The sequence below is a fragment of the Pelagerythrobacter sp. genome, assembly GCF_041912895.1.
Taxonomy (GTDB): Bacteria; Pseudomonadota; Alphaproteobacteria; order Sphingomonadales; family Sphingomonadaceae; genus Pelagerythrobacter.
The window spans coordinates 249,478-274,040 of sequence record NZ_JAYSGI010000003.1; the positions used below are offsets into that span (position 1 = coordinate 249,478).

Genomic DNA, 24,563 nt, shown 5'->3' on the forward strand with positions numbered 1-24,563 from the left:
CAATTTCGGCATGGCCGAGCGATCTCCGAATACCGGCTTCTGGCTGAAGATATCGAAGCGTCCATCGCGCGCCGTCGACGGAATGGCGACGCGACTAACCGACCGCATCGCATGCAGGCCCGCTTACGCCTCACTTGCGTCCGGACGGTACTGGCCCCGTCGGATCCTGAGGGAATCCTAAAGCCGGAGAATATTGGAGGAAATCCGCGGGCAGGACCTCCTCGGTCCCCTCGGAACGGTTGCTGGCGGAGACGGAGGGATTCGAACCCTCGATACCCGGTAAAGAGTATGGTTCCTTAGCAGGGAACTGGTTTCAGCCACTCACCCACGTCTCCGCATGCCGGTCGGCATCGCGAGGGGCGCGCTATAACGGCGGTGGCGGGCCGCTGCAAGCGGGCTCTGACCGGGATGCGATGCAGCGGCGGACGAGGCCGATCCGACTCGGTTCGCCGTAATTTCGATTCGCTTCGTCGCCGGTTCATTGCCGCTTCACGCGCAAGGGATTCTCTTGGCGGCTGGACAGGTCCGGATTTCCGGGCCCGGGTTTTTCGAATCAGGAGGGGCAAATGAAGAGCTTTCCCGTCATTCGCCGCACGATCGCCGCGCTGGCCGCGGCTGCCGCCGTCGCGGCCACGCCGCTTGCCGCGCAATCGATCGAGACGTTCGATCCCGATACCGCGATCGACGCGGATCTCGAGGAAGCGCCCGGCGCGCAGCCGGTATATTCCGACCCCGCCCCGCCGCAGGACAATTCGGTCACTTACTCGCAGACGCCGCCCGCCGACACCGATGTCGCGCCCACATGGTCCGACCCGGTCGTCACGACGAGCGAGCCGTCCGCGGCCGCGAGCCAGGCCGCGGGCAACCCGGAAGTCGCCGCCGCGCAGGGCGACACCTACAAGGAAGACGATCTGATCGGCGCCGCCGAGGGCGTGTTCGGCAAAGGTGCGGAAGGCGTCGCGCGGATGATCGAGAACCTGCTCGACAAGCAGGGCGAGCCCAACGGCTACATCGTCGGGCGCGAAGCCGGGGGCGCATTCGTCGTCGGCGCGCGTTACGGGTCGGGCACGCTCTATCACAAGGTCGAAGGGCAACGGCCGGTCTACTGGACGGGCCCGTCGATCGGCTTCGACGTTGGGGCCAACGCGGGGAACACCTTCGTGCTGGTCTACAACCTCTACGACAGCGAGGAGCTCTACGAGCGCTATCCGGCGGGCGAGGGTCAGGCCTATGTCGTCGGCGGGCTGACCGCGAGCTATCTGCGCAAGGGCGATGTCGTGCTGATCCCGATCCGCGTGGGTGCGGGGCTCCGGCTCGGCATCAACGCGGGCTACATGAAGTTCTCCAAGGAGCAGCGCTGGTTGCCCTTCTAGTCGCGGGCCAAGAAAAAACTCTGCCGGAGAAGGAGGGCCGCGACGGGATTCCTGTTGCGACCCTTCCCACGTCTGGGCATGGCGCTGGCCATGCTCGACAGACTCGAACCCCAGGCCCCCGACGCGCTGCTGGCGCTCATCAAGCTCTACGCGGGCGACGACCGCGCCGACAAGATCGACCTCGGCGTCGGCGTCTATCGCACCGACGATGGCGAGACGCCGGTGTTCGCGGCGATCAAGCAGGCCGAGGCACGACTGCTCGAAGAGCAGGATTCCAAGTCGTATCTCGGGCCCGAGGGCGACATGGGGTTCGTCAATGCGCTGATGCCGCACGCTTTCGGGCGCGACGGTGCGATGGGCGGCCGGCTGGAAGGCATGCAGACGCCGGGCGGCACCGGCGCGGTGCGGCTGGCGGTCGCGGCGGCGCAGCGCGCGGGCGTGGCGCGCGTGCATCTCGGCGCGCCGAGCTGGCCCAACCACGCGCAAATCCTGGCCGACGTGGGGGTCGAGGCGGCGAACTTCGACCATGCCAATGCGGACGGCACCGCCAACGCCGAAGCCGTGCTGACGGCGATCCGCGAGGCGGGCGCGAACGAAGCGGTCCTGCTCCACGGCTGCTGCCACAACCCGACCGGGATCGACTACACGCCCGAAGAATGGGACGCGATCGCCGAGGCCTTCGCCGACAGTGCGGCGCTGCCGATCCTCGATCTTGCCTACCAGGGGCTCGGTCACGGAATGGACGAGGATGCCTACGGTCTGCGCCGCGTGCTCGCCGCAGTGCCCGAAGCACTGATCGCTTATAGCTGCGACAAGAACTTCGGCATGTACCGCGACCGGGTCGGCGCGCTTTATGTCCTGGCGAGCGAGGCGGGGCAGCTCCCGGTGATCCAGTCGAACCTCAACGCGCTGGCCCGTGCGGCGTGGTCGATGCCGCCCGATCACGGCGGCGCAGCGGTGCGCGTGGTGCTGCGCGATCCTGACCTGACGGCACTGTGGCTGGAAGAACTCGACACGATGCGCGCGCGGATGCGGCAAGTGCGCGAGCGGCTGGCCGGGGCGGGGCAGGCGGGCTCGATCGACCTCGCGCCGCTGGCACGGCAGAACGGGCTGTTCTCGATGCTGCCGGTGACCAAGGACCAGGTCGAGCGGCTACGCACCGAGCATGCGATCTACATGGCGGGCTCGGGGCGGATCAACGTCGCCGGACTGCACAAGGGCAATATCGACAGGTTCGTCGAGGCGCTCAGCGCCGTTACCGGCTGATCGCGGCGGTCAGCTCCGGCAGGCAGCCTTGAGCAACCGTTCCTGCAAGGCCGCAGACGCGGGCATCGCGATATCGGTGAGGTCGGCGATCCCCTCGATCGCATCGGCGCCCCAGCATTGCGCGAGCCGGATCGTTTCGCCGCGCACCGGCTTGCCGCTGGCGAGCGAGTGAAACGTACGCACCACCGGCAGAGCGTGATCGTCGGGGTCGATATCCACTACCATGGCCAGCCGTTCCGAACGCAGCCGCACGAAGGCGCCGATCGGATAGACACCGACGCTTTCGATGAAGGTGCGCAGGATGTCCGGATCGAACGTTCCGCTTTCGGCGACCAGCGCCTCGATTGCTGCGGCCGGATCGAGCGGAGGCCGCTCGAAGCCGCCGCTCACGAGATAATCGAATTCGTCGCAGATCGCCGCCATGCGCGACAGGAGGTCAATCTCCTCGCCGCGGAGCCCCTGGGGATAGCCGCTGCCGTCCATCCGCTCGTGATGGTTGCGCGACACCGCGAGCACGGCTTCCGGGATATCGCCCGCGACGCACAGCATGTCGTGACCGAACAGGACATGCTGGTCGAGCAGCTGCTGGCGGAGCGAGCGATAGTCGCCTTCGACCGAGGCCAGCGATTCGGGGAGTTGGCCGACGCCGACGTCCATCAGCAAACCCGCCATGCCCGCTTCGCACGTTTCCGTATGTGACAGCCGCATGCGACGCGCGAGCGCGATCATCAGCGCGCAGACGGACAGCGCATGGCGATAGGTTTCCTCCTTGTCGCGCTGGCAGCGCAGCAACCCGGAAAAGGCGTAGGGGTTGCGCTGTACAGTGCCGTAGATTTCCTCGACGACCGGCTCGACGTCGCCCACGGCGACGCCCTTGCCGAGCCGCGCCTTGAGGAAGGCCTGCGAGATATGGCGGCGCGAGCGGTCGGCGATCTTGCGGGCCGCGCCGAACTCGCGCGCGATGGGCGGCGGGCCCCCAGCATCCTTGCTCGCCGCGCGGGCGAATCCGGTTCGCGCAGACGGCACGTTGCGGTGAAGCGGGGCTTCGTGCGCCGCGAGTTGCGCGGGCGCGGGGGATGTCGCGGATGCGGCGGCGTCAGGCATGCGCGACGTGGCGCCGAGCGTGTCGTCGATGACCACGCCGGCGACGGAGCTGCAGCGCAGCGCCGCGAGATCGCTGGGATCCTCGAGCACGAACCGGCGCTTCCAGAACGGATGTGAAAACCAGCTTCCTTCGAGCTTGTGGATGAACATCCCCAGTTCGACGTCGGACGGTTCGATACGCCGCAGCATTGGCATTGCCTCCCGGACGTCGAGGTATCCGAAAATAGCCAATTTTGGGTAAACGCCTGCGTGCAGCGAACCGTAAAGTGCCGCGATTTCTTCGGCGTGATGGTTTGCCGGCCGGACTAGACCTGAAGGTTCTGCATGCGCTTGAGATAGCGTGCGAGCACATCGATCTCGAGATTGACCCTATCGCCTTCGGCGAGATCGCCCAGCGTGGTGACCTCCGCGGTGTGCGGGATGAGATTGAGCAGAAAATCGCACGCGCCGTCTTCGCGGTCGCGCACGTCGTTGACCGTCAGAGAGACGCCGTCGACCGTGATCGAGCCCTTGGGCGCGACGAACGGAGCGAATTCGGCGCGCACGCGGATCGCGACGGTGGTCGAGCCGCCTTCGGCGCGCGCGAGGCGCACTTCGCCCACGGTGTCGACATGCCCGGTGACGATATGGCCACCGAGTTCGTCGCCCAGTCGCAGCGCGGTTTCGAGATTGAGCTTGCGCCCGGCGGCCCACATGCCCGGGACGGTGCGCGAGACGGTTTCGCCCGAGACGTCCACCGCGAACCACGCGTCGCCCGCCGTACCGCCGCGTTCGACCACCGTCAGGCACACGCCCGAGCACGCGATCGATGCGCCGATGACGATCCTTTCGGGATCGTAGGGGCAGGCGATGCGCAGGCGCAGATCGCCGCGCTGCTGCGCATCCTCGATCGTGCCGACCGCGCTGACTATTCCGGTGAACATCTACTCGCTCCCTGTTCGCGCGCGCTCATAGGCTTCCCAAGTATCGCTGCCAAGCTGGCGGCGGTCGGCGAGCCGCCAGCGGCCGTGCGTGTCGGCCAAGGCAACTGGGGCGGGGGTGGGAAGGCCGATGTCGCCCAGCGCTGCGGTGCCGCCGCCGATCAGGATCGGCGCGCGGTAGAGTTCGAGCCGGTCGACCAGATCTGCGGCGAGGAAAGCCGCGGCGGTTTGTGCGCCGCCTTCGACATAGAGATATTGCACGCCCTCCAGCCCGGCGATCGCGGCGGGGGCGGCGATGGTCGTCACTCCGTTGATCGCCCCGTGCGACAGGACCACGCGGCGCGGGCCGCGCGCTTCCAGCCCGGCCAAGCGCACGTCGAGCCGGGGGGCGTCCGCGCGCCATGTGCCGCCGCCGACGAGGATCGCGTCGGCCCGTGCGCGGCGCGAATGGACGTGCGCGCGCGCGATCTCGCCGGTGATCCAGCGGCTTTCGCCGGTAACCGCCGCGATGCATCCGTCGAGCGAGGTCGCGAGCTTGAGCGTGACATGCGGGCGGCCGTGTTCGGCGCGCACGAGATATCCGGCGAGGCTGGCGCGCGATGCCGCACAATCTGCCGTCTCTATGGCGATACCCGCCGCGCGCAGCCGCTCGATGCCTTGGCCGGAAGTGCGCGGATCGGGATCTGTCACGCCGACCACCACCCGCGCCGGGGCCGCCTCGGCGATCAGGTCGGCGCATGCCGGTCCGCGATCGGAGCGATGGGCACACGGTTCGAGCGTGACATAGACCGTCGCGCCGCGTGCGGTATCGCCAGCTTGAGCGAGTGCGACGGCTTCGGCATGGGGGCGTCCGCCCGGCTGGGTCCAGCCTCGCCCGACGAGCCTGTCGTGTGCGACGACGAGGCAACCGACGGCGGGGTTGGGGCGGCTTAGTGGGCGGCCACGCGCGGCGAGACGCGCCGCCGCGGCGAGCCAGCGCGCGTCACTCGGGTCGGTCGGCAATGGAATCGCCGGTCATCGCCTCGCGGCGCGCCTGCTCGGCCGCCTGTTCCTGCGCGCGTTCCTGTGCCGCTTCGCGCTCGATTTCCTCGACATCCATGCCCGCGGCGCGGCCGAAGGCGCGGTAGATCTCGCGTCGGGTTTCCTCGCGTTCGGCCTGCTCGGCAGCGAGCGCTTCCTTGCGGGCCTGGTTCTCGCGGTTGGAGGCGATGATCTCCGCATCGGTGCGGTCCGGCGCGAAGCTGGTGATGTAGGACACCCGGGGGCGCTCGGGCGGAAGGTAGTATTTTTCGCCCATGACCCAGAACAGCAGCGTGCCGCTCATGAGGATGGAGACCCCCAGAATCGGCCAGCGATAGGGCTGCGGGCGGCGGATATAGGCCCAGAAGTCGCCGATGCCTTCGGCGGGATTGAGGCGGCTGATCAATCGCATGGGTAGCAAGATAGGGCTTCGCGGCGCGGAGCGCCAGTGGCTCGTTGCCCTCGGGACCTATCCGAACGCCGCGTAGAGCGTGCGGCCATGCGCTTTCAGCCAGCGGTCGGCTGCGGGAAGATCGCCTTCGTAGATGCGCGCAAGCGCGGCGTGGAACGCCGGGCCGTGATCGAAGTGTAGCAGGTGCGCGACCTCGTGCGCGACGACCGATCGGCGCACCGCGTCGGGCGCCATGACCAGCCGCCAGTTGATCCGCACGGTGCCGTCGTGCGCGCAGCTTCCCCAGCGCCGACGCGCGCGCGACAGGCGCAGCGCGGGGGCGGACACTCCGGCGGCGGCACAGTATCCGGCGAGGTCGGCGGCCATCAGCCGCTCCGCCTCCGCGCGCAGCCAGCGTTCGAGCCGGGGGACGAGGTGGTGTTCGGGGCCCCCGATCAACAGTGTGTCGCCGGTCAGCCGCGGCGTGCGCGGCGCGTCCGCCGACCAGCCGATGGGGATCTCCGCGCCGCGATAGGCCAGCGTTCCGCCCGGTGCAGGCGGCGCGGCGCGCGGCAGCACGGCGATCTGCGCCGCGAGCCATTCGGCGCGCGAGCGGGCGAAGGCGACCGCGTCGGCGGTGCGGCCCCAGCGCGGCACGGTCACGCGCACCGCGTCGCCTTCGGGCGCGAGCCGCAGGACCATGCGCCGCGCGCGCGGATGGCGCACGATCACGATCGGCAGGCGGTGCGTGCCCAGTTCGACCTCGGGCGCGTCGTCCGGATCGCGCCGCAGCCAGTCGATCATGCCGCGTCCGTGCGGCCGGAGGGCCATTCGACGATGTGGTGTTCGAGCGGCCCCGCCTCGGTTTCGCCGATCACCCGGCCCGCGACCGAGACGCCGGCGCGCTTCACCGCGTCGCGGTCGCCGCTGAGCAGGTAGTGCCAGTCGGGTAGCGGCTGGCCTGCCGCACGGCGACGATAGGCGCAGGTTTCGGGCAACCATTCGACCTCGCCGACGATCTTCAGCGTCAGGCGCAGGCAATCGGGCACATAGGCCTTGCGGTGGCGATAGTCGCTGCAGCACGCGGTCTGCGTATCGAGCAGCTTGCACGCGACGTTGGTGTCGGCGATCTCGCCGGTGTCGGCATCCTCGATCTTGTGCAGGCAGCAGCGGCCGCAGCCGTCGCACAGCGCCTCCCACTCCTCGCGCGACAGGTCGGCGAGCGGCAGCTCCCAGAAACGGGGCCTTAGCGAACCCCCCGTCACCGGACCCATCGGGCGAGTTCGGCGGCGACCGCTTCGGCCCCCTCGTCGGTCGGCAGCAGCGCGACCGGCGACCCGTCCGGCGCGAACAGGTAGGTCTGGTTTGAATGGTTCATCAGATAGGCGCCGTTCGCGCCTTCCTCTCCGCGCGAATAGAACGCGCCGAAGGCCTTGGCCGTCGCGGCGATCTGTTCGGGCGTGCCCGTCAGCCCGACGAGGCGCGGATGGAAGTTCGAGACGAACTGGCCGACCACCCCGGGCGTATCGCGTTCGGGGTCGATGCTGATGAAGATCGGCGTGATCTGCGCGCCGAGCTCCGGGTGCTCTTTCTCGAACAGGCCGAGGCCCTGCGACAACCGCTGGACGTCGGTCGGGCAGATGTCGGGGCAATAGGTGAAGCCGAAATAAACGATCCGCCACTGGCCTTCGAAATCGGCCCAGCGGCGCTGCTGGCCGTCGGCGGCGGTCAGCGTGAACGGACCGCCGATCGCGGCCCCGTGCAGCGGCGCGGTTTCGAGAGGGGGCTGCTGTTCGCCGCCGCAGCCGGCGAGCGTGAGGGTGGCGGCGGCGAACAGCGAAGCGATGGCGTTTCGGGGGAGAAGCATGGCGCGGTGCTTCATGCTCTGCTAATCCGTGTCGGGCAAGGGCGGGGCGAGGATTTTTGAACGCTCCCATGAAGACGACAAGACGAAAGGCAGGCACGCATATGGCTCGCGCCGCAATGCGCATGGCGATCGCCATCGGACTGGCCGCAGCGGCGATGCCCGCGGCGGCGCAGATGAAGTCCGAAGGCTACGAATTTCTCGAGGCGGTGCGCGATCGTGATGGCACGGTCGCGACCGACGCCTTGCGGCAGCCGGGTTCGGTCGTGGTCAACTCGCGCGACCAGACGACGGGCGAAACCGGGCTGCACATCGTCGCCAAGCGCCGCGACGCGGTGTGGATCAAGTTCCTCACGCAGAATGGGGCCAATCCGAACATCGCCGACAAGAACGGCGTCACGCCGCTGGCCATCGCCTCCAACCTCGGCTTCGTCGAAGGTGTCGAGGCGCTGCTCGAGGCGGGTGCCCGGGTGGACGAGCCCAGCGCGACCGGAGAAACCCCGCTGATCGCAGCGATCCACCGGCGCGACGCGGCGATGGTGCGCATGCTGCTGGCGAACGGCGCCAACCCCGATCGGACGGATAATTCGGGGCGTTCGGCGCGTGACTATGCCGAACTCAGAGGGCCCGGCAATCGCATGCTCGCGGAAATCGCCGAGGCCGAAGCTGCCGGCGACGGCGGCGTCGCACAGAAGACCTACGGGCCGGAAATCTGACATGGCGCTATCTGCCGACCTGACGCTCGACGAACTGCGCGTGGCGCTGGCGCCCGCGGTCGCCGACGCTGCGGTGTTCGACGGCTGGAGCGATGCCGCAGTGCGTTCGGCGGCAGAGGCCGAGGGCGTCGACCCGGATGTCGCCGCGCTCGCCTATAACGGCGGCGCGATGGAGATGATCGACGGCTGGATCGAAGCGGTCGACGCGGCGATGGTACAGGCGCTGCCGCCCGAGCGGCTGGCGGCGATGAAAGTGCGCGAGAAGATCGCGGCGCTGGTGCTCGCCAGGCTCGATGCGATGGCCGGCCGCGAGGAGGCGCTGCGGCGCGCGCTGGCGGTGCTCGCCATGCCGCAGAACGCGGGCCGCGCGCTGCGATTGGGCTGGCGCAGCGCCGACCGGATGTGGCGGCTCGCGGGCGATACCGCGACCGATTACAACCACTATACCAAGCGGGCTCTGCTGGCGGGCATCTACGGTGCGACGCTGACGGTGTTCGTTGGCGACGACAGCGACGGAAAGGCCGAAACCCGGGCGTTTCTCGATCGGCGGATCGAAGGGGTGATGCGGTTCGAAAAGGCCAAGGCGCAGCTGCTGGGCGGAGAGCGCGAGCATTTCAGCATGGCGCGCTTCCTCGGGCGCCTGCGCTATCCCGCAAGATAGGCCCCGCGCCTCTTATTGACAATCAGTTGCAAACATACCGCGCATCCCATAGCGCGGCGGGCATGACACTCGATCAGCTCGACCGCGGCCAGCGCGCGACCGTACTCGCGGTCGACTGGTCGGCCATCGCTCCCGACGATGCCAAGCGCCTGCAGGCGATGGGGATCGACGCTGGCGCGCGTGTGGCGGTGGCGCATCGCGGCGTGTTCGGCGGGGCCGATCCGATCGCGCTGATCGTGGGCCGCATGACGGTGGCGGTCCGCCGCCTCCACGCCGCGGCTATGGAGATAGACCCGGCATGACCCGCCAACGCACCGCCGCGCTGGTCGGCAACCCGAATGCGGGCAAGAGCGCGCTGTTCAACGCGCTGACCGGCGCGCGCCAGAAGATCGCGAACTATCCGGGCGTGACGGTGGAACGCAAGGCGGGGCGGCTGGTGCTCCCCTCGGGCGAGCCGCTGGAACTGATCGACCTGCCGGGCAGCTACTCGTTCGACGCCGCGAGCCCGGACGAGGAAGTGACCCGCCGCGTGGTCCACGGCGAATTCCCTGGCGAAGCGGTGCCCGAGGTTATCGTGCTGGTGCTCGACGCCAACAACCTCGAACATCATCTCGTCTTCGCGCAGGAGGTGATCGAACTCGGCCGCCCGACGGTGGTGGCGCTCAACATGATCGACCTCGCCGAACGCGACGGGCTGACGCTCGATCCGGCGGCGCTGGAGCAGGCGCTGGGCGTGCCGGTGATCCCCACGGTCGCGGTGCGGCGCAAGGGGCTGGCGGAACTGGCTGAAGCCATCACGAAAGCCGAGGTGCGCGCTGCCGACGATCCCGCGGCGCACCCGCGCCAGCACCTCACGCTGCCCGAACGGCGGCTGGCGGCGCGGCACATGGCCGATGGCGCGATCCTGTCCGAAAGCGCGCAGCGCCGGCTCCACGCCGGGGTCGACAAGGTGCTGCTCAATCCGTGGACCGGCCCGGTCTTCCTGTTCGGCCTGCTGTTCGTGATGTTCCAGGCGGTGTTCGCCTGGGCGACTCCGTTCGCCGATGCGCTTGACGGCGGCGTCGGCGCGATCTCCGAATGGGTCGTGGCGACCTTCCCCGGAGGTTTCCTGCGCGATCTGGTGACCGAAGGCATCCTCGCGGGTGTGGGATCGGTGGTGGTGTTCCTGCCGCAGATCGTGATCCTGTTCGCCTTCATCCTGGTGATGGAGGCGAGCGGATACATGGCGCGCGCCGCGTTCCTGATGGACCGGATGATGGCGTATGTCGGCCTGTCGGGCAAAAGCTTCATCCCGCTGCTCTCCAGCTTCGCCTGTGCGATTCCCGGCATCATGGCGACGCGCAGTATCGCCGACCCGAAGGACCGGCTGACGACGATCCTGATCGCGCCGCTGATGACCTGTTCGGCGCGGCTGCCGGTCTATGCGCTCATCATCGCCGCGGTGATTCCACGCACCACGGTCGGCCCCGGCATCGGCTTGCAGGGGCTGGTGCTGTTCGCGCTTTATCTCGCGGGCATTGTCGGGGCGATGGCGGCCGCGTTGCTGCTGCGCCGCACGGTGGCGCAAGGGGCGGCGAGCGGGTTCATCATGGAAATGCCGCGCTACCAGATGCCGCGCCTCGGCGATCTCGCGATCGGACTGTGGCAGCGCGCATGGGTGTTCCTGCGCCGCGCGGGAACGATCATCTTCGCCGCCACGATCGCGCTGTGGGTGCTGCTGAGCTTCCCGCAGGCCGAGCCGGGCGAAAGCCAGATCGACGCCTCGTTCGCGGGCACGATCGCGACCTGGGTGCATGCGGTGGTCGAGCCGATCGGGTTCAACCGCGAGATGTCACTCGCACTGGTCCCCGCGATGGCCGCGCGCGAGGTGGCGGTGTCGGCGCTCGCCACGACCTATGCGGTCGATTCGGAGGACGAGGAGGCGACCGCAATCGCGCTGGAGGAGCAGGTCGCCGCGCGCTGGAGCCTGCCGACCGCGCTCGCCTTCCTCGCCTGGTTCGTGTTCGCGCCCCAGTGCCTCTCGACCATCGCCGTCGCCCGGCGCGAGACGAACGGGTGGAAATGGCCGATGTTCATGGTCGGCTACCTGTTCGCGCTGGCCTACGTGTTCGCCGGGCTGACTTACTGGATCGCAGTGGCGGCGGGGCTGTAGCGGAAATATCCGCAGCTTGCCTAGGTGCCGGGGTGGCGCCGCCGGTAGCCAGCGGTTAAGCCGCTGGCCGGAATTTCAAGAACGAAAGCGAGTCCCATGGCCGGCAGCCTCAACAAAGTCATGCTCATCGGCAACCTCGGCGCCGATCCCGAAGTGCGCGAGTTCCAGAACGGCGGCGCGGTGTGCAACCTGCGCATCGCCACCAGCGAACAGTGGAAGGACCGCAACACCGGCGAGCGCCAGGAACGCACCGAGTGGCACAGCGTGGCGATCTTCTCCGAAGGGCTGATCAACGTCGCCAAGAACTATCTGCGCAAGGGCAGCAAGGTATTCATCGAAGGCCAGCTCCAGACCCGCAAGTGGCAGGACCAGAACGGGCAGGATCGCTATTCGACCGAAATCGTGCTGCGCGGCTTCGGCGGCACGCTGACGATGCTCGACGGTGCTCCGGGCGGTGGTGCCGGGGGTGGCGGCGGCCAGCGTGGCGGCGGCGGATGGGACCGCGGCGGCTCGGGCGGCGGCAACAGCAACAACAATGCTGCCGGCGGTGGCTGGAACCAGGGTGGCGGCGGTTCGTCGGGCGGTAGCCAGGGGTCTGGCGGCGGCTCGAACTACGACGATCTCGACGACGACATTCCGTTCTGACGATCTGGGGCGCCCCGCCAGTCAGTCCTTCTTCAAGGCTCTGAGCGCTTCGGCGAGCGGGCCGCTGGGCGTGTCGTCGGAGGCAAGGCCCGCTTCCTGTCGCGCAGCGTCGGCATTCGGGCCTTCGGCGTAAGGGTCGATCGCCAGGCCGAGGGTCTGGGCGATCGCTTCGCCGAGGTCGAAGGTGTCGCCGGCATATTCGATCTCGTCGAGGTCGCCTGCCTCCAGTTCGATCTCCTCATCGCCGGGGCCGCGCGCGATTTCCGGGACGAAGCGCAGGGCGATCGGTTCTTCGATGCGGACGGGAAAATCCTCTCCCGAAACACCGCAGGTATGGGTTATGTCCGCCTCGATCCGGCCCGTCGCCGCGACCTCGTCGCCTTCGCGTTCGAGCGAGATTTCGGCGGCGAGGCGTTCGACCGCGACCACGCCGAAGCGTTCGGCCAGCGCCGCGCGCTCGCCCGCGCCGGCCGTGATTTGCATCGTTTCCCCGGCGATCTGGCGGAGCTTCACCGGGCGGGGCATCTCGCTCGCAGTCATCGGGCGAACTCCGCCGCAAGCAGGGCGTCGTCGGACAAGGCGGTCAGCGCTTCGTGCAACCTGCGCAGCCGTGCCGCCACGCAAGCGGGATCGCCGTGCTCTGTCAACGTGACGTTGCGCGCTGCCGCTTCGGCCAGCGTGCCGTCGTCATCCCGGGCGAACCCCGCGCGGTAAGCGCCGATGCGCCCGCCCAGCGTGCTCATCAGCCTGCCCATGCGCTTGCCGAGCGTCGGATCGCCGATGCCCTGCTGGCGCAGCTGCCCCTCGATATCCTCGACGAACAGCTCGGTCAGCAGCGATGCCGCCGGGCGCAGATCCTCGCTCGCCTCCATCCGCAGGATCACCATGCTGAGTGCGGCGCTGAGCATGTCGAAACGCCCTTCCTCGGTATCGGCGACGCCGCATTCGGCATACCATTCCGGCTGCCGGGCGAGGGCGACGACCGCGTGGTAAAGCGGCACGAAGTCCGCTCTCGGATCGGGCGCACGCCCGAAAATCTTTGCAAGAAATGACATCGCCGGTTTCGCTCGCCTCAAATGTTCAGCGGCAATTCAAGCCGCGGCGGTGAAGGCGCGCGCGGCAAAGTTGCAAGCGCGCGCGCATCGCCGTAAGGCTCGCGCCGATAGACAGTTTCGCCGCCCGTGCAAAGCCGCGGGCGGCCGGCGTGGAAGGTTTCTCGATGAAGGCAGGTAAGGCTTTGGGCGTGGCGGCGGTGCTGGCAGTCGCGCTGGCGGCGGGCGGGTGCAGCTCGATCCGCGAGAGCCGCGGCTACATCCGCGACGCGACGCTCGTGTCCGCCGTTCAGCCGGGCATCGACAACCAGCAATCGGTCGCCGCGACGCTCGGGCGGCCTTCGTTTACCAGCCAGTTCGGCCAGCCGACCTGGTACTACGTCTCGAGCATCACCGGCCGGCGGCCCTTCGTGAGCCCGTCGATCAAGGAGCACTCGGTGCTCGCGGTCAAGTTCGATACACAGGGCAACGTGGTCTCGGCCGAGGAGTCGGGTCTCGAACAGGTCGTGTTCCTCGATCCCGACGGCAAGGAAACTCCGACGCTGGGCCGCGAGCGCGGCTTCTTCGAGGATCTGTTCGGCAATATCGGGCAGGTCGGCGCGGGCGGCATGGGCGCTCCGGCGGGCGGCCCGGGCGTCTGATCGGGCGCATCGGCCTTTCGCGCGCCCGCTTCGCTTGACCGGCGCGCGCATGCCCCCATATCGCGCGGCATGAGTGACGACAAAGCAAGCCACGGCCTGGTCCAGTGGCACGGCACCACCATCATCGGGGTGAAGAAGGACGGCAAGACCGTCGTTGCCGGTGATGGCCAGGTTTCCATGGGCAACACGGTGATGAAGCCGAACGCGCGCAAGGTGCGCCGCATCGGGAAGGATGGCGCCGTCGTGGCCGGCTTCGCGGGTGCGACCGCCGATGCCTTCACCTTGTTCGAGCGGCTGGAAAAGAAGCTCGAACAATACAGCGGCCAGCTGATGCGCGCCGCGGTGGAACTGGCCAAGGACTGGCGCACCGACAAGTATCTGCGCAACCTCGAAGCGCTCATGATCGTCGCCGACAAGGACAGCCTGCTGGTATTGACCGGCAATGGCGACGTGCTCGAACCCGAAGCGGGGATCGCCGCGATCGGATCGGGCGGCAACTACGCGCTCGCCGCGGCCCGCGCGATCGACGCCTACGAGAACGACGCGGAGCAGATCGCGCGCAAGGCAATGGCCGTCGCGGCCGATATCTGCGTGTTCACCAACGGCAACGTGACGGTGGAAACCGTCTGAACTCCGCTTACCGGAAATCTCTGAGAATATGACCGAAGCACTGACCCCGAAGGCGATCGTCGCCGCGCTGGACGAACACATCGTCGGCCAGAAGGAAGCCAAGCGCGCCGTTGCGGTGGCGCTGCGCAATCGCTGGCGCCGCCAGCGGCTCGCGCCCGACCTGCGCGACGAGGTGACGCCCAAGAACATCCTGATGATCGGCCCCACCGGCTGCGGCAAGACCGAGATCAGCCGCCGGCTGGCGAAGCTCGCCGATGCCCCGTTCGTGAAGGTCGAGGCCACCAAGTTCACCGAGGTCGGCTACGTCGGCCGCGATGTCGAGCAGATCGCGCGCGATCTCGTCGAAGAGGCGATCCGGCTGGAGAAGGACCGCCGCCGCGAGGCGGTGCGCGAGGCGGCGAGCAAGGCGGCGATGGACCGGCTGCTGAAGGCGCTCGTCGGCGAGAACGCCAGCGAGGCGACGCGCGAGAGCTTCCGCGCGCGCATCGTCGAGAACGCGATGAACGACACCGAAGTGGAGATCGAGGTCGAGGACAGCCCGCAGATGCCGTTCGAGATGCCGGGGATGGGCGGCAATGTCGGCATGATCAACCTCTCCGACATGCTCGGCAAGGCAATGGGCAAGCAGAACATGAAGCGGCGCAAGCTGAAGGTGCCCGACGCCTGGGACAAGCTGGTGGAGGAGGAATCCGAACGCCGGATGGACCAGGACGACGTGGCGCGCGTCGCGCTGGAGAACGCTGAGACCAACGGGATCGTGTTCCTCGACGAGATCGACAAGATCGCCGTCAGCGACGTGCGCGGCGGCTCGGTCAGCCGCGAGGGCGTGCAGCGCGACCTGCTGCCGCTGATCGAAGGCACCACGGTTTCGACCAAGTACGGCCCGATGAAGACCGACCACGTGCTGTTCATCGCCTCTGGCGCGTTCCACGTCGCCAAGCCGAGCGACATGCTGCCCGAATTGCAGGGCCGCCTGCCGATCCGGGTCGAACTGCAGGCGCTGACCGAGGCGGATTTCGTGCGGATCCTGTCCGAAACACGGGCCAATCTCGTGACCCAGTACAAGGCGCTGCTCGGCACCGAGCAGGTCACGCTGACGCTGGGCGACGATGCTGTGGCCGAGATCGCGCGGATCGCCGCGCAGGTGAACGAGAGCGTCGAGAACATCGGCGCACGGCGCTTGCAGACGGTGATGGAAAAGCTGCTCGAGGAATTGAGCTTCGCCGCCGAGGAGCACACCGGCGAGACGATCACGATCGACGCCGCTTACGTGCGCGAGCGGCTGGAGGAACTCGCCAGCGACAGCGACCTGTCCAAATACATCTTGTGATATAGCTTTGTGCCCGATATGTTCTCATCGTGAGTCGAGGAGAACGATGATGGCTGACGGTGGATGTCATTGCGGCGCGGTGCGCTATCGCTTCGAGGGTGAGCCCAGGCACGCCTCGGTCTGTCATTGCGAGGATTGCCGCAAGTGCGCTGGCGCGACCGGGGTCGCGTGGATGGCGGTAGCGAGCGACAAGTTCTCGGTGGTCGAGGGTGAGCCGGCGCTCTACCGCTCCTCGCCCGACGCGGAGCGCTATTTCTGCGGCACGTGCGGCAGCGGGCTCTATTACGTCAACGAGAAGGTTCTGCCCGGGCTGGTCGACATCCAGATCGCGACGCTCGACGACCCGGAACGCCACCCGCCGCAAATCCACGTGCAGACCGCCGACGAGCTGACGTGGGAAGGCAAGCTGGCCGATCTGCCGCGCTTCGATCGCTATCCCTCGGCATGAGATCACCGTTCACAGAGTGAGGTGCGCCCTTCGTCGAACTCGGCGGTTGATCGGTGCAGCGCGTGCGGGTTAGGCTGACTGCCGAGATATCAGGGGGACATCGATGCTTCGTACCGTATTTGCCGCCGGCACCACGCTGGCCGCGCTTGCCGCCGCTGCTCCGGCTCTGGCCCAGAACGCCGAGCCCGCAGCGGTTTCCGCGCCCGAGATCGAATTCACCGAATGGACGCTGGACAACGGGCTCAAGGTCATCGCGCTGCCCGATCCCAGCACGGCGACCGTCACCACCTCGATGTGGTACGATGTCGGATCGAAGCACGATCCCGAAGGGCGCAGCGGATTCGCGCACCTGTTCGAGCATATTCTCAGCCGCAAGACCGAGAACATGCCCTATAACATGATCAATCGCCTGACCGAGGATGTCGGCGGCCAGCGCAACGCCTCGACCGGCGACGACCGCACCAATTACTACGAAACGGTTCCGGCCGAATATCTCGAAACGATGCTGTGGACCCATGCCGAGCGCATGGCCCGCCCGGTGGTGGACGACGAGGTGTTCGAAAAGGAACGCTCGATCGTGAAGGAGGAACTGCGCCAGCGTATTCTCGCCCCGCCGTATGGCCGGGTGCGGCTGGTGTTCGCCGAGAACGGTTACGACGTGCTGCCGCAGCGGCGACCGGGAATCGGCAATCTGGAGGAACTCGATTCGTCCACGCTCGCCGATGCGCGCGCGTTTCACCAGGCCTACTACGGGCCCGACACCGCGACGCTGATCGTGGCGGGCAATTTCGAGGTCGATCGCCTGCGCGCGCTGGTGGACGAATACTTCGGCGACATCGCGCGGCGCGCCGACCCGATATCGCTCGCGATCGAGGGCGAGGAACCGGCGCGCACCAGCCCGCGCACCGTGGTCGCCACGGCGCCCAACGTGCCGCTGCCCGTCGCCGGATCGCTGTGGAAGGTGCCGGGAGTCGATCATCCCGACAGCGCCCCGCTGGAGGTGCTCGACATGATCCTGTCGGCCGGCGACAACAGCCGCATGCACAAGGCGTTGGTGCGTTCGGGCAAGGCGGTCGATTACAGCGAATTCGTCAATGCGAGCGAGGAGGGCGGCTATCTCGCCGGTTTCGCGATCCTCAACCCCGCCGCCGACAAGGCAGACGTCGCCGCGACGATCGCCGCGGAATTCGCGCGTATGCGGGATTCGACTGTGAGCGAGGCCGAACTGCGCGAGGCGAAGAACGAACTGTTTGCTTCCGCGCTGCGGCGGCGCGAGACGGCGCGCGGGCGCGCATTCGAACTGGGCGAAGCACTGGTTTCCACCGGCGATCCGCGCGCGGCGGACGTGCGGCTGGAACGGATCGCGGCGGTGTCCGCGGCCGACGTGCAGCGCGTGGCGCAGACCTATCTCACGCCCGAAAGCGTGGTCGATATCCGTTATGAGCAGGGCGCGGACGATCCGCAGAGCTGGGCCAATCCCGTGCCGATGCCGACTTTCGCCACGGTGCCGCCCGCAACGGGCGAACCGGCCGTACTGAACGCCGAGGGCGAGCGGCAGGCGCCGCCCGGTCCGGGCGAGGTTCCGGCGGTAGACCGCGCAGCGCTGACCGAAACCACACTGTCGAACGGCATTCCGTTGGTCGCGGCGCAGACCGGCGAGGTGCCGATCGCCACGATCACCGTCGTCTTCCCCGGCGGCAGCGCGACCGTGCCTGCAGGCGACGCGGGGCTGACCGACATGGTCGCGGCCGTCGCGGACAAGGGCACGCCCACGCGCAGCGCGACCGAGATTGCCGCGACGCTGGAAGGGCTGGGCGCCTCGATGGGGGCGAGTGCCGGGGTGGATGGTACGTACGTCAGCCTTACCGCGCCGACCGCGAACCTTGCCGAAGCGGGCGCCGTGCTGGCCGATGTGATCCGCAATGCCGATTTCCCCGCCGCAGAACTCGACCGCGAACGCAAGCGCGCGGTCGACAGCCTGCAGGTGGCGCTGAAAGATCCGGGCGCGCTCGCGGAACTGGTCGCCACGCGCGTCCTCTACGGCGACGCGGCTTACGGTTCGGTGACCACCGTCGATACCCTGCCGCAGGTTACGAGCGACAAGCTGATCGCGTGGCGGCAGGCCTGGTGGCATCCGGGCACCGCTAAGATCGTGGTCAGCGGCGGCATCGCGCCCGAACAGGCGCGTGCGATAACCGACGGCCTGTTCGGCGACTGGGCGAGCGCAGCTCCGGCTCCGACGCCCCCGGCCGATCCGGCGGGCGAGCCGTTGCCGGTCCGCACGCTGGTGATCGACATGCCCGATGCCGGGCAGGCCGCGGTCCTCGCCGGCGTGCGCGCGCCGTCGCGGCAGAGCGACGATTACTACGCGCTGTCGCTGGCGAACTCGGTGCTCGGTTCCGGCTCCAACGGCCGCCTGTTCGAGGAAGTGCGGACCAAGCGCGGCCTCAGCTACGGCGCCTACAGCGGCTTCGGCGACCGGGCCGACGATTCGATCCTGACCGCCAGCGCGCAGACCAAGAACGAGAGCGCGGACGAGGTGGCCGCAGTCATCCTCGGCGAGATGGAGCGGCTCGGCGCCGAGCCGGCAGACGAGGAAGCGTTGCAGAAGCGGCGGCTGTTTGTCGGCGCGTCATACGAGCGGGCGCTGGAAACAAGTTCCGGTTTCAACGGGATCGTCGCCGGGCTGATGCTGCAGGGCATCGAGCCGGACGAGGCGGGGATGATCGCGGAGCGGCTCGCGGCCATCTCGCCCGACTTGGCGGCGGACGTCGCGCGGCGGCTGGTGACGCCCGAGCAGGCTTCGCTGGTCGTGGTCGGCAACGCGGCGGCGTTCGTGGACGACCTGCGAGCGATCCGGCCCGACCTCGAAGTGATCCCGGCGGCCTCGCTCGATCTCGGCAGGGCGGACCTGACGGGCGCGGCTACGGCGGAATAACCTACTCCGCCGGCGCGCTCTCGGGTTCCTTCCCGGCGCGCTGGCGGGCCCACATCTCGGCATAGAGGCCGCCCGCGCGCAGCAGTGCCGGGTGGCTGCCGCGCTCGGCCAGCCGCCCATGCTCCATCACCAAGATTTCGTCGGCATCGGCCACGGTCGACAGGCGGTGCGCGATCGAGATCGAAGTGCGATGCTCGCTCACCCGGTGGAGGGTGGCGAGGATGTCCTGCTCGGTGCGCGAATCGAGCGCGCTCGTCGCTTCGTCGAGCAACAGGATCGGCGGGTTTTTCACCAGCGTGCGGGCGATGGCGACGCGCTGTTTCTCTCCGCCCGACAGCTTCAGCCCGCGCTCGCCGACCTCGGTTTCGAAGCCGTCGGGCAGGCGTTCTATGAACGGCAGAATCGCGGCATCGCGCGCGGCGCGCACGATCTCGTCGTGCGTCGTGCCGTCGCGGCCGTAGGCGATGTTGTAGCCGATCGTGTCGTTGAACAGCACGCTGTCTTGCGGCACGATGCCGATCGCGGCGCGCAGGCTGACTTGCGAGACCTGCGCGATGTCCTGCCCGTCGATGCGGATGCGGCCCGACCACGGATCGTAGAAGCGGAACAACAGCCGCGCGATGGTCGATTTGCCCGCGCCCGATGGGCCGACGATGGCGACATGAGCACCGGCGGGGACCTCGAAGCTGAGGCCGTGGAGGATCGTGCGGTCGGGTTCGTAACCGAACGTCACGTTCTCGAACGCGAGCGCGGGGCGACGTACGACCAACGCGGGCGCGCCGGACGCGTCCTCGATTTCCGCCTCGGTATCGATCAGTTCGAACATCGCCGCCATGTCGATCAAGCCCTGGCGCACGGTGCGATAGACCCAGCCGAGCATGTCGAGCGGGCGGAAGAGCTGGACGAGGTAGCTGTTCACGAACACGAGGTCGCCGGTGGTCAGCTCGCCCCGGCTCCAGCCCCATACTGTATAGGCCATCGCGCCCGCCATCAGCAGGTTGGTGATGACCGACTGGACGACGTTGAGCAGGCCGAGCGAGTTTTCGCTGCGGATCGCCGCTTCGGCATAGGCGCGCGCGGCGCGGCCGTATCGCTCGCGCTCCCGGCTCTCGGCGCCGAAGTACTTCACCGTCTCGTAATTCAGCAACGAATCGACCGCGCGCGAAAGCGCCTGCCCGTCGAGATCGTTCATCTCCTTGCGCAGCTTGGTCCGCCATTCGGTGATCCAGCGGGTGACGGCGATATAGGCGGCGACGGTCACCGCGGTCGCCAGCACGAGGCCCCAGCCGAAATTGAGGTAGAAGATCACCCCAACCGCCACGAGCTCGATGATCGTCGGTGCGATGTTGAACAGCAGGAAATAGAGCATCGAATCGATGCTCTTGGTTCCGCGTTCGACCGTCTTGGTGACCTCGCCGGTGCGGCGCGAGAGGTGGAAGCGCAACGACAGGCGGTGCAGCCGGTCGAAGGTGTCCTCGGCCAGATGGCGTGTGGCCTCCTGCCCGACGCGCTCGAACGCGACGTTGCGCAGATTGTCGAACACCAGCGAGCCGAGCCGCCCGGCGGCGTAAGCGATCACCAGCGCCAGCGCGAGCGAGGTGGCCGCGTCGCTCGGCGTGGCCATCGCGTCCACCGCGCCCTTGTAGGCATACGGCAGCGCGAGAGTGACCGCCTTGGCCGCCAGCACCAGTACGACCGCGAGCACGATCCGCCGCCGCAGCGACGAATTGTCCTTCGGCCAGAGGTAGGGGAGGAAGCGCCGGATCGTCGCCCAGCCGTCGTATCGGGCAAGGTCGGGGGAAGGCTTGGCGCGCGGCATGGCGCGCTATGTGGCGACGGGCCGTGCCCTTCGCAACGGGATGCTGGCAGCCTGGGCTAGAAGCGCACTGGGTCGCGCAGCCCACGCATACGGCTGCCGTGCGCGACCCCGCCCGGCAGATCGAACAATACGGAGCGCGACTCGAAATCGATCGCGACGCGGTCGAACAACCGCAGGTCGCGCATGCCCAGGATCAGCGCCGGCCTGCGATCAAGCCCCAGCGCCGCGAAGGCCGGGCCGTCGGCAAACGCGATCGGCAGGTTGCGAAGCTCGAAATCGTCAATCCTGAACGACTCGACGAAATCGAGATTGCCGATCAGTTCGACCCCGTGGACGTCGGTCGTGCTCACCTGTTCGAGTTTCTTCGCGCGCAGTCGCTTCTGCAAAGCGAGGTTGCCGAGGTTCCCCTGCGCGCCGGTGTCGATGACCACCGATGTCCTGACCCCGTCGATCCGCGCATCGGCGATGATCAGCCGGCCCAGCTTGCGCTTGGCGCGCACGACGATTTCGTAGCCGCGGTTGCCGCCGAGCGACTCCGCGTCGTCGACCGATATCGAGCCGTCGCGGAAATCGATCAGGACCCGCAGATCCTGCAAGCTGTCCAGCCCCAGGATGCCATCGGCGCCGATGTGCTGCGCCTCGAGCAGCGGCGCATGGAGATCGTCGAAGGTGCGGGCGGCGAATTGGAGGCCATCGAGCTTGACCAGTTCCACCTGCCGCCTGCTGGCCATCCCGACCACGGTGGCACTGCCGAGCGGTTGGAGCGCCAGCCGGTCGCTCAGTCCGCGGGTCACCACCGTGGCCTGCGCGCCGGTGTCGATCATGAAGCGGAAAGGGCCTTCGCCACCGATCGTAACCGGCACCGTCATTCGCTCGTAGTAGTCGGTCATGCTCTCGATCGTGTCGCCGCCGGCGCCGACGAGCTGCTCGATCAGCGAGCCAGGTTCGATCGGCGCGGGCGCGGGCACAGGGCTGTCGACGGGCGGTTCGGTCGGCTCGGGGCTCGACATCTGGATCAGAGCGCCGGCGGCGAGAGCGAGAAGCGACATGGCGATCTCCCATTCGACAGTCGGGGGACAGAATACCACAGCGCGCGGGGAGTCGCCAGCAAGCCGGAACGCCGTTCGTCGATCGGATCAGCCTTGCGCGGTGCCGAGCGCAACCGCAGGCGGCTCGGTGGGATCGTGCGGTATCTCCGGCTGGCGGCGCAGCATCGTCCAGGCGTCGCGCACGACGGCCGGACAGGCCAACCACAACGTGAGCGCATAAGCCGTCGCTCCGAGAACGGCGAGCGCGGCTAGTTGCGCGACCGGATGGAAGCCGCTTACCAGCCCACGGGCAGCGAGCACCGCCAGCGCCATCAGCGCGCACGCCGCTGCAGCCGGAGCGATCGCTATGACGAGATCGCGTAGCCGCGCGCCGATCGCGGGCAGGGTGAGCGCGAGCGTGACCGCGAGCAGGGTGGGCGCGGCGATCCACCAGGCATGGACCAGCCCCATCGGGCCGAACCGGATGCCGATCAGGAACAGCGCCGGGAAGACGATCGCGCCGGTGAACGCGGTCGTCAGGTAGATTCGCGGGCGCCCGATCGCATTGGTCGCCGGCGAGCAGATGATCTGCAGCGCGAAGAACGGCATCGCCAGCGCGAGGCCGGCGACGAAGGGGGCCATCTCGGCCCACTTGTCGCCGAACAGCGTGAGGATCGCCGGTTCGGCGGTGAGCGAGAGGCCGACGTAGATCGGTGCGACCACCAGCATCACGGTGCGCGCGGTGCGCAGGAAATAGGGTGCGAGCGCACGACCGGCCTTGTGCAGCTCGGCATAGGCGGGAAACGCGACCTCGTTGATCGGCGGCAGGAACCGGCCGGTGACGATCAGCGTGAGAAACAGCGCTTCGGCATAGAGGCCGAGATCGTGCGTATCGAGCATGCGGCCGGCGATCACGATGTCACTCTGGCTCTGGACGATCCAGAATAGCTGACACAGCGTGAGCGCTCCGCCGAAAGTGATGAGATCGCCCGCACCGCGCAGGTCGAACACCGGCTTCACCAAGATGCGCGCGGCCACCGTAAGCCCGATGGCGCGCGTCACGAACATCGCGATCGGCGCATAGACCAGCGCCCAGACGCCGAAGCCGTGCCACGCCAGCACCAGCGCGGTGCTGGCCCCGATCGCCGCGCAGGCGAGATTGACGAGGCCTTGGTTGCGGAACTCGATTCGCCGCGCGAGCAGTTCCTGCGGGAGCGCGGAGAAGGGGATGGTCAGGAATATCACCGCCTGGATGCGCAGCATGTCGGCGATCAGCGGCTGATTGTAGTAGTCGGCTGCGAGCGGAGCCATGAGGAACTGCGTCGCGGCGAGTGTGCCGTTCAACATCAGCAGCAGTGCGAAGACCTGCCCGATTCGCCGTTCGTCGATCTTGTCGGCCTGGATCAGCGAGGTCGCGAAGCTTTGTCCGTTGAGGAAGGCGAGCGCGGTGATGACCGTCTGCGCCATGGCGAACAGGCCATAATCGGTCGGATCCAGCAGCCGCACGACGAGAATCGTCGAAGTCCAGGTGATCGCCTGCGCCAGCACCTGCGTCCCCCAGCGCCACGCGAGCGCGCGGCGCACGCGCTGCGCGAACGCGGCGTCGCCTGCGGTCACGGAAGGATTCGTATCGCTCACGCAGCGCGCGTTACCGGGCAAAGGTGAAGAATTGCTGGCCGGAGGCGCGAACGCGAGGTGGCCGACCACGATTCCCTCTCTCGGCAGACTCGGATTCGAGACGGCATTCGGGGTTTCCGGTGCTGCAGATGGCGTATTCTTGCGGACGTCCGTCGCTCCGGGCGACTGGTGGATCCCAAATGAAGCGAAAATATCCTCATGTTTTCAGCTGGTTAATTCGCTGGCGAAATAAAATTGCAAAAAGCCGTTGACCGAATCCCGACCCCCGCCTAGATGGCTCTCACCGACGCGGCGCTGGCGGCTTCCACCGCCCACCGCATCGGTCGCCAACAGAACGGACAGCCGGTCCCCCGGTGTAAATCGGGGAACCATTCGCTGTCCGCTATAACTGTCTCGGCGGCTCTTTGACATCGTTGGTTTTTGATGAAGGGACATGTGGGCGACGGCGCCCGGTCCGGGGACCTCAAGGCTCCGGTAACCGGTCAACCTAAGCCGACGCCACATCCTTCGCTCGCACCACGCGGGCGCTGGGTGATGCATGTCCATTCGTATCCATTACGTTTGACAGTGCAGGTATCGGCTCCTTGAAGCTTATGCCTCGTCGGATAGCGGTTCGCCGTGCCGACAAGGTGTATGACACAAACTTGAGAGTTTGATCCTGGCTCAGAACGAACGCTGGCGGCATGCCTAACACATGCAAGTCGAACGCCCTCTTCGGAGGGAGTGGCGCACGGGTGCGTAACGCGTGGGAACCTGCCCTTAGGTTCGGAATAACTCAGAGAAATTTGAGCTAATACCGGATAATGTCTTCGGACCAAAGATTTATCGCCTTTGGATGGGCCCGCGTTGGATTAGCTAGTTGGTGGGGTAAAGGCCTACCAAGGCGACGATCCATAGCTGGTCTGAGAGGATGATCAGCCACACTGG

24 protein-coding genes, 1 tRNA gene and 1 rRNA gene are annotated in these 24,563 nt (G+C 67.7%); 13 read left to right on the forward strand and 13 right to left on the reverse strand.

Going from position 1 to position 24,563, the window contains the following annotated elements; translation table 11 throughout:
- Positions 1–243: 243 nt before the first annotated feature.
- Positions 244–335, reverse strand: a tRNA-Ser gene (locus ACE3QC_RS11875).
- A gap of 231 nt (positions 336–566) precedes the next feature.
- On the opposite strand from ACE3QC_RS11875, the gene ACE3QC_RS11880 reads away from it, so the two are divergent.
- Together ACE3QC_RS11880 and ACE3QC_RS11885 are read left to right on the forward strand one after the other, a co-directional pair.
- The gene (locus ACE3QC_RS11880) at positions 567–1,373 is read left to right on the forward strand and encodes a DUF1134 domain-containing protein (protein WP_374408486.1); all 807 of its coding nucleotides are present in this window, start codon (positions 567–569) and stop codon (positions 1,371–1,373) included.
- A 90-nt stretch (positions 1,374–1,463) separates the two neighbouring features.
- Positions 1,464–2,639 (forward strand): aromatic amino acid transaminase, encoded by a 1,176-nt coding sequence (locus tag ACE3QC_RS11885; RefSeq protein ID WP_374408488.1) that lies wholly within the window; start codon positions 1,464–1,466, stop codon positions 2,637–2,639.
- A 9-nt stretch (positions 2,640–2,648) separates the two neighbouring features.
- Here ACE3QC_RS11885 and ACE3QC_RS11890 read toward each other — a convergent pair whose 3' ends face one another.
- The 7 genes from ACE3QC_RS11890 to ACE3QC_RS11920 all read right to left on the reverse strand — a co-directional run bounded on the left by ACE3QC_RS11890 (position 2,649) and on the right by ACE3QC_RS11920 (position 7,941).
- Positions 2,649–3,932, reverse strand: a complete 1,284-nt coding sequence (locus ACE3QC_RS11890; RefSeq protein ID WP_374408489.1) for an HD-GYP domain-containing protein — start codon at positions 3,930–3,932, stop codon at positions 2,649–2,651.
- A 116-nt stretch (positions 3,933–4,048) separates the two neighbouring features.
- Positions 4,049–4,666 carry a riboflavin synthase gene (locus ACE3QC_RS11895; RefSeq protein ID WP_374408491.1) on the reverse strand — a complete coding sequence of 206 codons (618 nt, stop codon included), beginning with the start codon at positions 4,664–4,666 and terminating at the stop codon, positions 4,049–4,051.
- Positions 4,667–5,665, reverse strand: coding sequence for a bifunctional diaminohydroxyphosphoribosylaminopyrimidine deaminase/5-amino-6-(5-phosphoribosylamino)uracil reductase RibD (ribD, locus tag ACE3QC_RS11900; protein ID WP_374408493.1), 999 nt, complete (start codon positions 5,663–5,665; stop codon positions 4,667–4,669). It abuts the gene before it with no gap.
- On the reverse strand, positions 5,646–6,095 hold the full coding sequence (locus ACE3QC_RS11905) for a hypothetical protein (protein WP_374408495.1): 450 nt from the start codon (positions 6,093–6,095) through the stop codon (positions 5,646–5,648). Before ACE3QC_RS11905 ends, ribD begins: the two co-directional genes overlap by 20 nt.
- 57 nt (positions 6,096–6,152) lie before the next feature.
- The gene (locus tag ACE3QC_RS11910) at positions 6,153–6,878 is read right to left on the reverse strand and encodes a M48 family metallopeptidase (RefSeq protein WP_374408496.1); all 726 of its coding nucleotides are present in this window, start codon (positions 6,876–6,878) and stop codon (positions 6,153–6,155) included.
- Positions 6,875–7,348 (reverse strand): YcgN family cysteine cluster protein, encoded by a 474-nt coding sequence (locus tag ACE3QC_RS11915; RefSeq protein ID WP_374408498.1) that lies wholly within the window; start codon positions 7,346–7,348, stop codon positions 6,875–6,877. The genes ACE3QC_RS11910 and ACE3QC_RS11915 overlap by 4 nt, the downstream gene beginning before the upstream one ends.
- Positions 7,336–7,941 (reverse strand): SCO family protein, encoded by a 606-nt coding sequence (locus ACE3QC_RS11920; protein WP_374408500.1) that lies wholly within the window; start codon positions 7,939–7,941, stop codon positions 7,336–7,338. The genes ACE3QC_RS11915 and ACE3QC_RS11920 overlap by 13 nt, the downstream gene beginning before the upstream one ends.
- A 101-nt stretch (positions 7,942–8,042) precedes the next feature.
- On the opposite strand from ACE3QC_RS11920, the gene ACE3QC_RS11925 reads away from it, so the two are divergent.
- The 5 genes from ACE3QC_RS11925 (at position 8,043) to ssb (ending at position 12,112) form a co-directional block, all read left to right on the forward strand.
- Positions 8,043–8,654, forward strand: a complete 612-nt coding sequence (locus tag ACE3QC_RS11925; protein ID WP_374408502.1) for an ankyrin repeat domain-containing protein — start codon at positions 8,043–8,045, stop codon at positions 8,652–8,654.
- A 1-nt stretch (position 8,655) separates the two neighbouring features.
- Complete coding sequence (locus tag ACE3QC_RS11930; protein ID WP_374408504.1) at positions 8,656–9,315, forward strand: COQ9 family protein; 660 nt, start codon at positions 8,656–8,658, stop codon at positions 9,313–9,315.
- A gap of 62 nt (positions 9,316–9,377) precedes the next feature.
- Entirely contained in the window at positions 9,378–9,617 is a 240-nt protein-coding gene (locus ACE3QC_RS11935) for a ferrous iron transport protein A (protein ID WP_374408509.1), read from the forward strand.
- Positions 9,614–11,467, forward strand: coding sequence for a ferrous iron transporter B (locus tag ACE3QC_RS11940; RefSeq protein ID WP_374408511.1), 1,854 nt, complete (start codon positions 9,614–9,616; stop codon positions 11,465–11,467). The genes ACE3QC_RS11935 and ACE3QC_RS11940 overlap by 4 nt, the downstream gene beginning before the upstream one ends.
- A 96-nt stretch (positions 11,468–11,563) precedes the next feature.
- Positions 11,564–12,112 carry a single-stranded DNA-binding protein gene (ssb, locus tag ACE3QC_RS11945; protein WP_374408513.1) on the forward strand — a complete coding sequence of 183 codons (549 nt, stop codon included), beginning with the start codon at positions 11,564–11,566 and terminating at the stop codon, positions 12,110–12,112.
- Positions 12,113–12,133: 21 nt separating this feature from the next.
- Here ssb and ACE3QC_RS11950 read toward each other — a convergent pair whose 3' ends face one another.
- Positions 12,134–12,595: a DUF177 domain-containing protein gene (locus ACE3QC_RS11950; RefSeq protein ID WP_374408515.1), complete on the reverse strand. Its 462-nt coding sequence runs from the start codon at positions 12,593–12,595 to the stop codon at positions 12,134–12,136.
- 53 nt (positions 12,596–12,648) lie between these two features.
- Positions 12,649–13,167 (reverse strand): ubiquinol-cytochrome C chaperone family protein, encoded by a 519-nt coding sequence (locus ACE3QC_RS11955; protein WP_374408517.1) that lies wholly within the window; start codon positions 13,165–13,167, stop codon positions 12,649–12,651.
- Positions 13,168–13,331: 164 nt separating this feature from the next.
- Between ACE3QC_RS11955 and ACE3QC_RS11960 the strand changes: the two genes are divergently transcribed.
- The 5 genes from ACE3QC_RS11960 (at position 13,332) to ACE3QC_RS11980 (ending at position 19,151) form a co-directional block, all read left to right on the forward strand.
- On the forward strand, positions 13,332–13,805 hold the full coding sequence (locus ACE3QC_RS11960; RefSeq protein WP_374408518.1) for an outer membrane protein assembly factor BamE: 474 nt from the start codon (positions 13,332–13,334) through the stop codon (positions 13,803–13,805).
- A gap of 69 nt (positions 13,806–13,874) precedes the next feature.
- Positions 13,875–14,435, forward strand: a complete 561-nt coding sequence (gene hslV, locus ACE3QC_RS11965) for an ATP-dependent protease subunit HslV (RefSeq protein ID WP_374408520.1) — start codon at positions 13,875–13,877, stop codon at positions 14,433–14,435.
- Between the two features lie 28 nt (positions 14,436–14,463).
- Positions 14,464–15,765 (forward strand): ATP-dependent protease ATPase subunit HslU, encoded by a 1,302-nt coding sequence (gene hslU / locus ACE3QC_RS11970; RefSeq protein ID WP_374408522.1) that lies wholly within the window; start codon positions 14,464–14,466, stop codon positions 15,763–15,765.
- A 49-nt stretch (positions 15,766–15,814) separates the two neighbouring features.
- A complete protein-coding gene (locus tag ACE3QC_RS11975; RefSeq protein ID WP_374408524.1) occupies positions 15,815–16,213 on the forward strand; it encodes a GFA family protein in 399 nt (132 codons plus the stop codon).
- A gap of 103 nt (positions 16,214–16,316) precedes the next feature.
- On the forward strand, positions 16,317–19,151 hold the full coding sequence (locus tag ACE3QC_RS11980) for a M16 family metallopeptidase (RefSeq protein WP_374408526.1): 2,835 nt from the start codon (positions 16,317–16,319) through the stop codon (positions 19,149–19,151).
- A 1-nt stretch (position 19,152) separates the two neighbouring features.
- Here the strand turns inward: ACE3QC_RS11980 and ACE3QC_RS11985 are convergent, their stop codons facing one another.
- The 3 genes from ACE3QC_RS11985 to ACE3QC_RS11995 all read right to left on the reverse strand — a co-directional run bounded on the left by ACE3QC_RS11985 (position 19,153) and on the right by ACE3QC_RS11995 (position 23,636).
- A complete protein-coding gene (locus tag ACE3QC_RS11985; protein WP_374408528.1) occupies positions 19,153–20,970 on the reverse strand; it encodes an ABC transporter ATP-binding protein/permease in 1,818 nt (605 codons plus the stop codon).
- Positions 20,971–21,026: 56 nt separating this feature from the next.
- On the reverse strand, positions 21,027–22,019 hold the full coding sequence (locus tag ACE3QC_RS11990) for a retroviral-like aspartic protease family protein (protein WP_374408530.1): 993 nt from the start codon (positions 22,017–22,019) through the stop codon (positions 21,027–21,029).
- An 87-nt stretch (positions 22,020–22,106) separates the two neighbouring features.
- Positions 22,107–23,636 (reverse strand): lipopolysaccharide biosynthesis protein, encoded by a 1,530-nt coding sequence (locus ACE3QC_RS11995; RefSeq protein ID WP_374408532.1) that lies wholly within the window; start codon positions 23,634–23,636, stop codon positions 22,107–22,109.
- A gap of 640 nt (positions 23,637–24,276) precedes the next feature.
- Here ACE3QC_RS11995 and ACE3QC_RS12000 point away from each other — a divergent pair.
- Positions 24,277–24,563: ribosomal RNA gene (locus ACE3QC_RS12000) — 16S ribosomal RNA — on the forward strand; the annotation flags it as partial.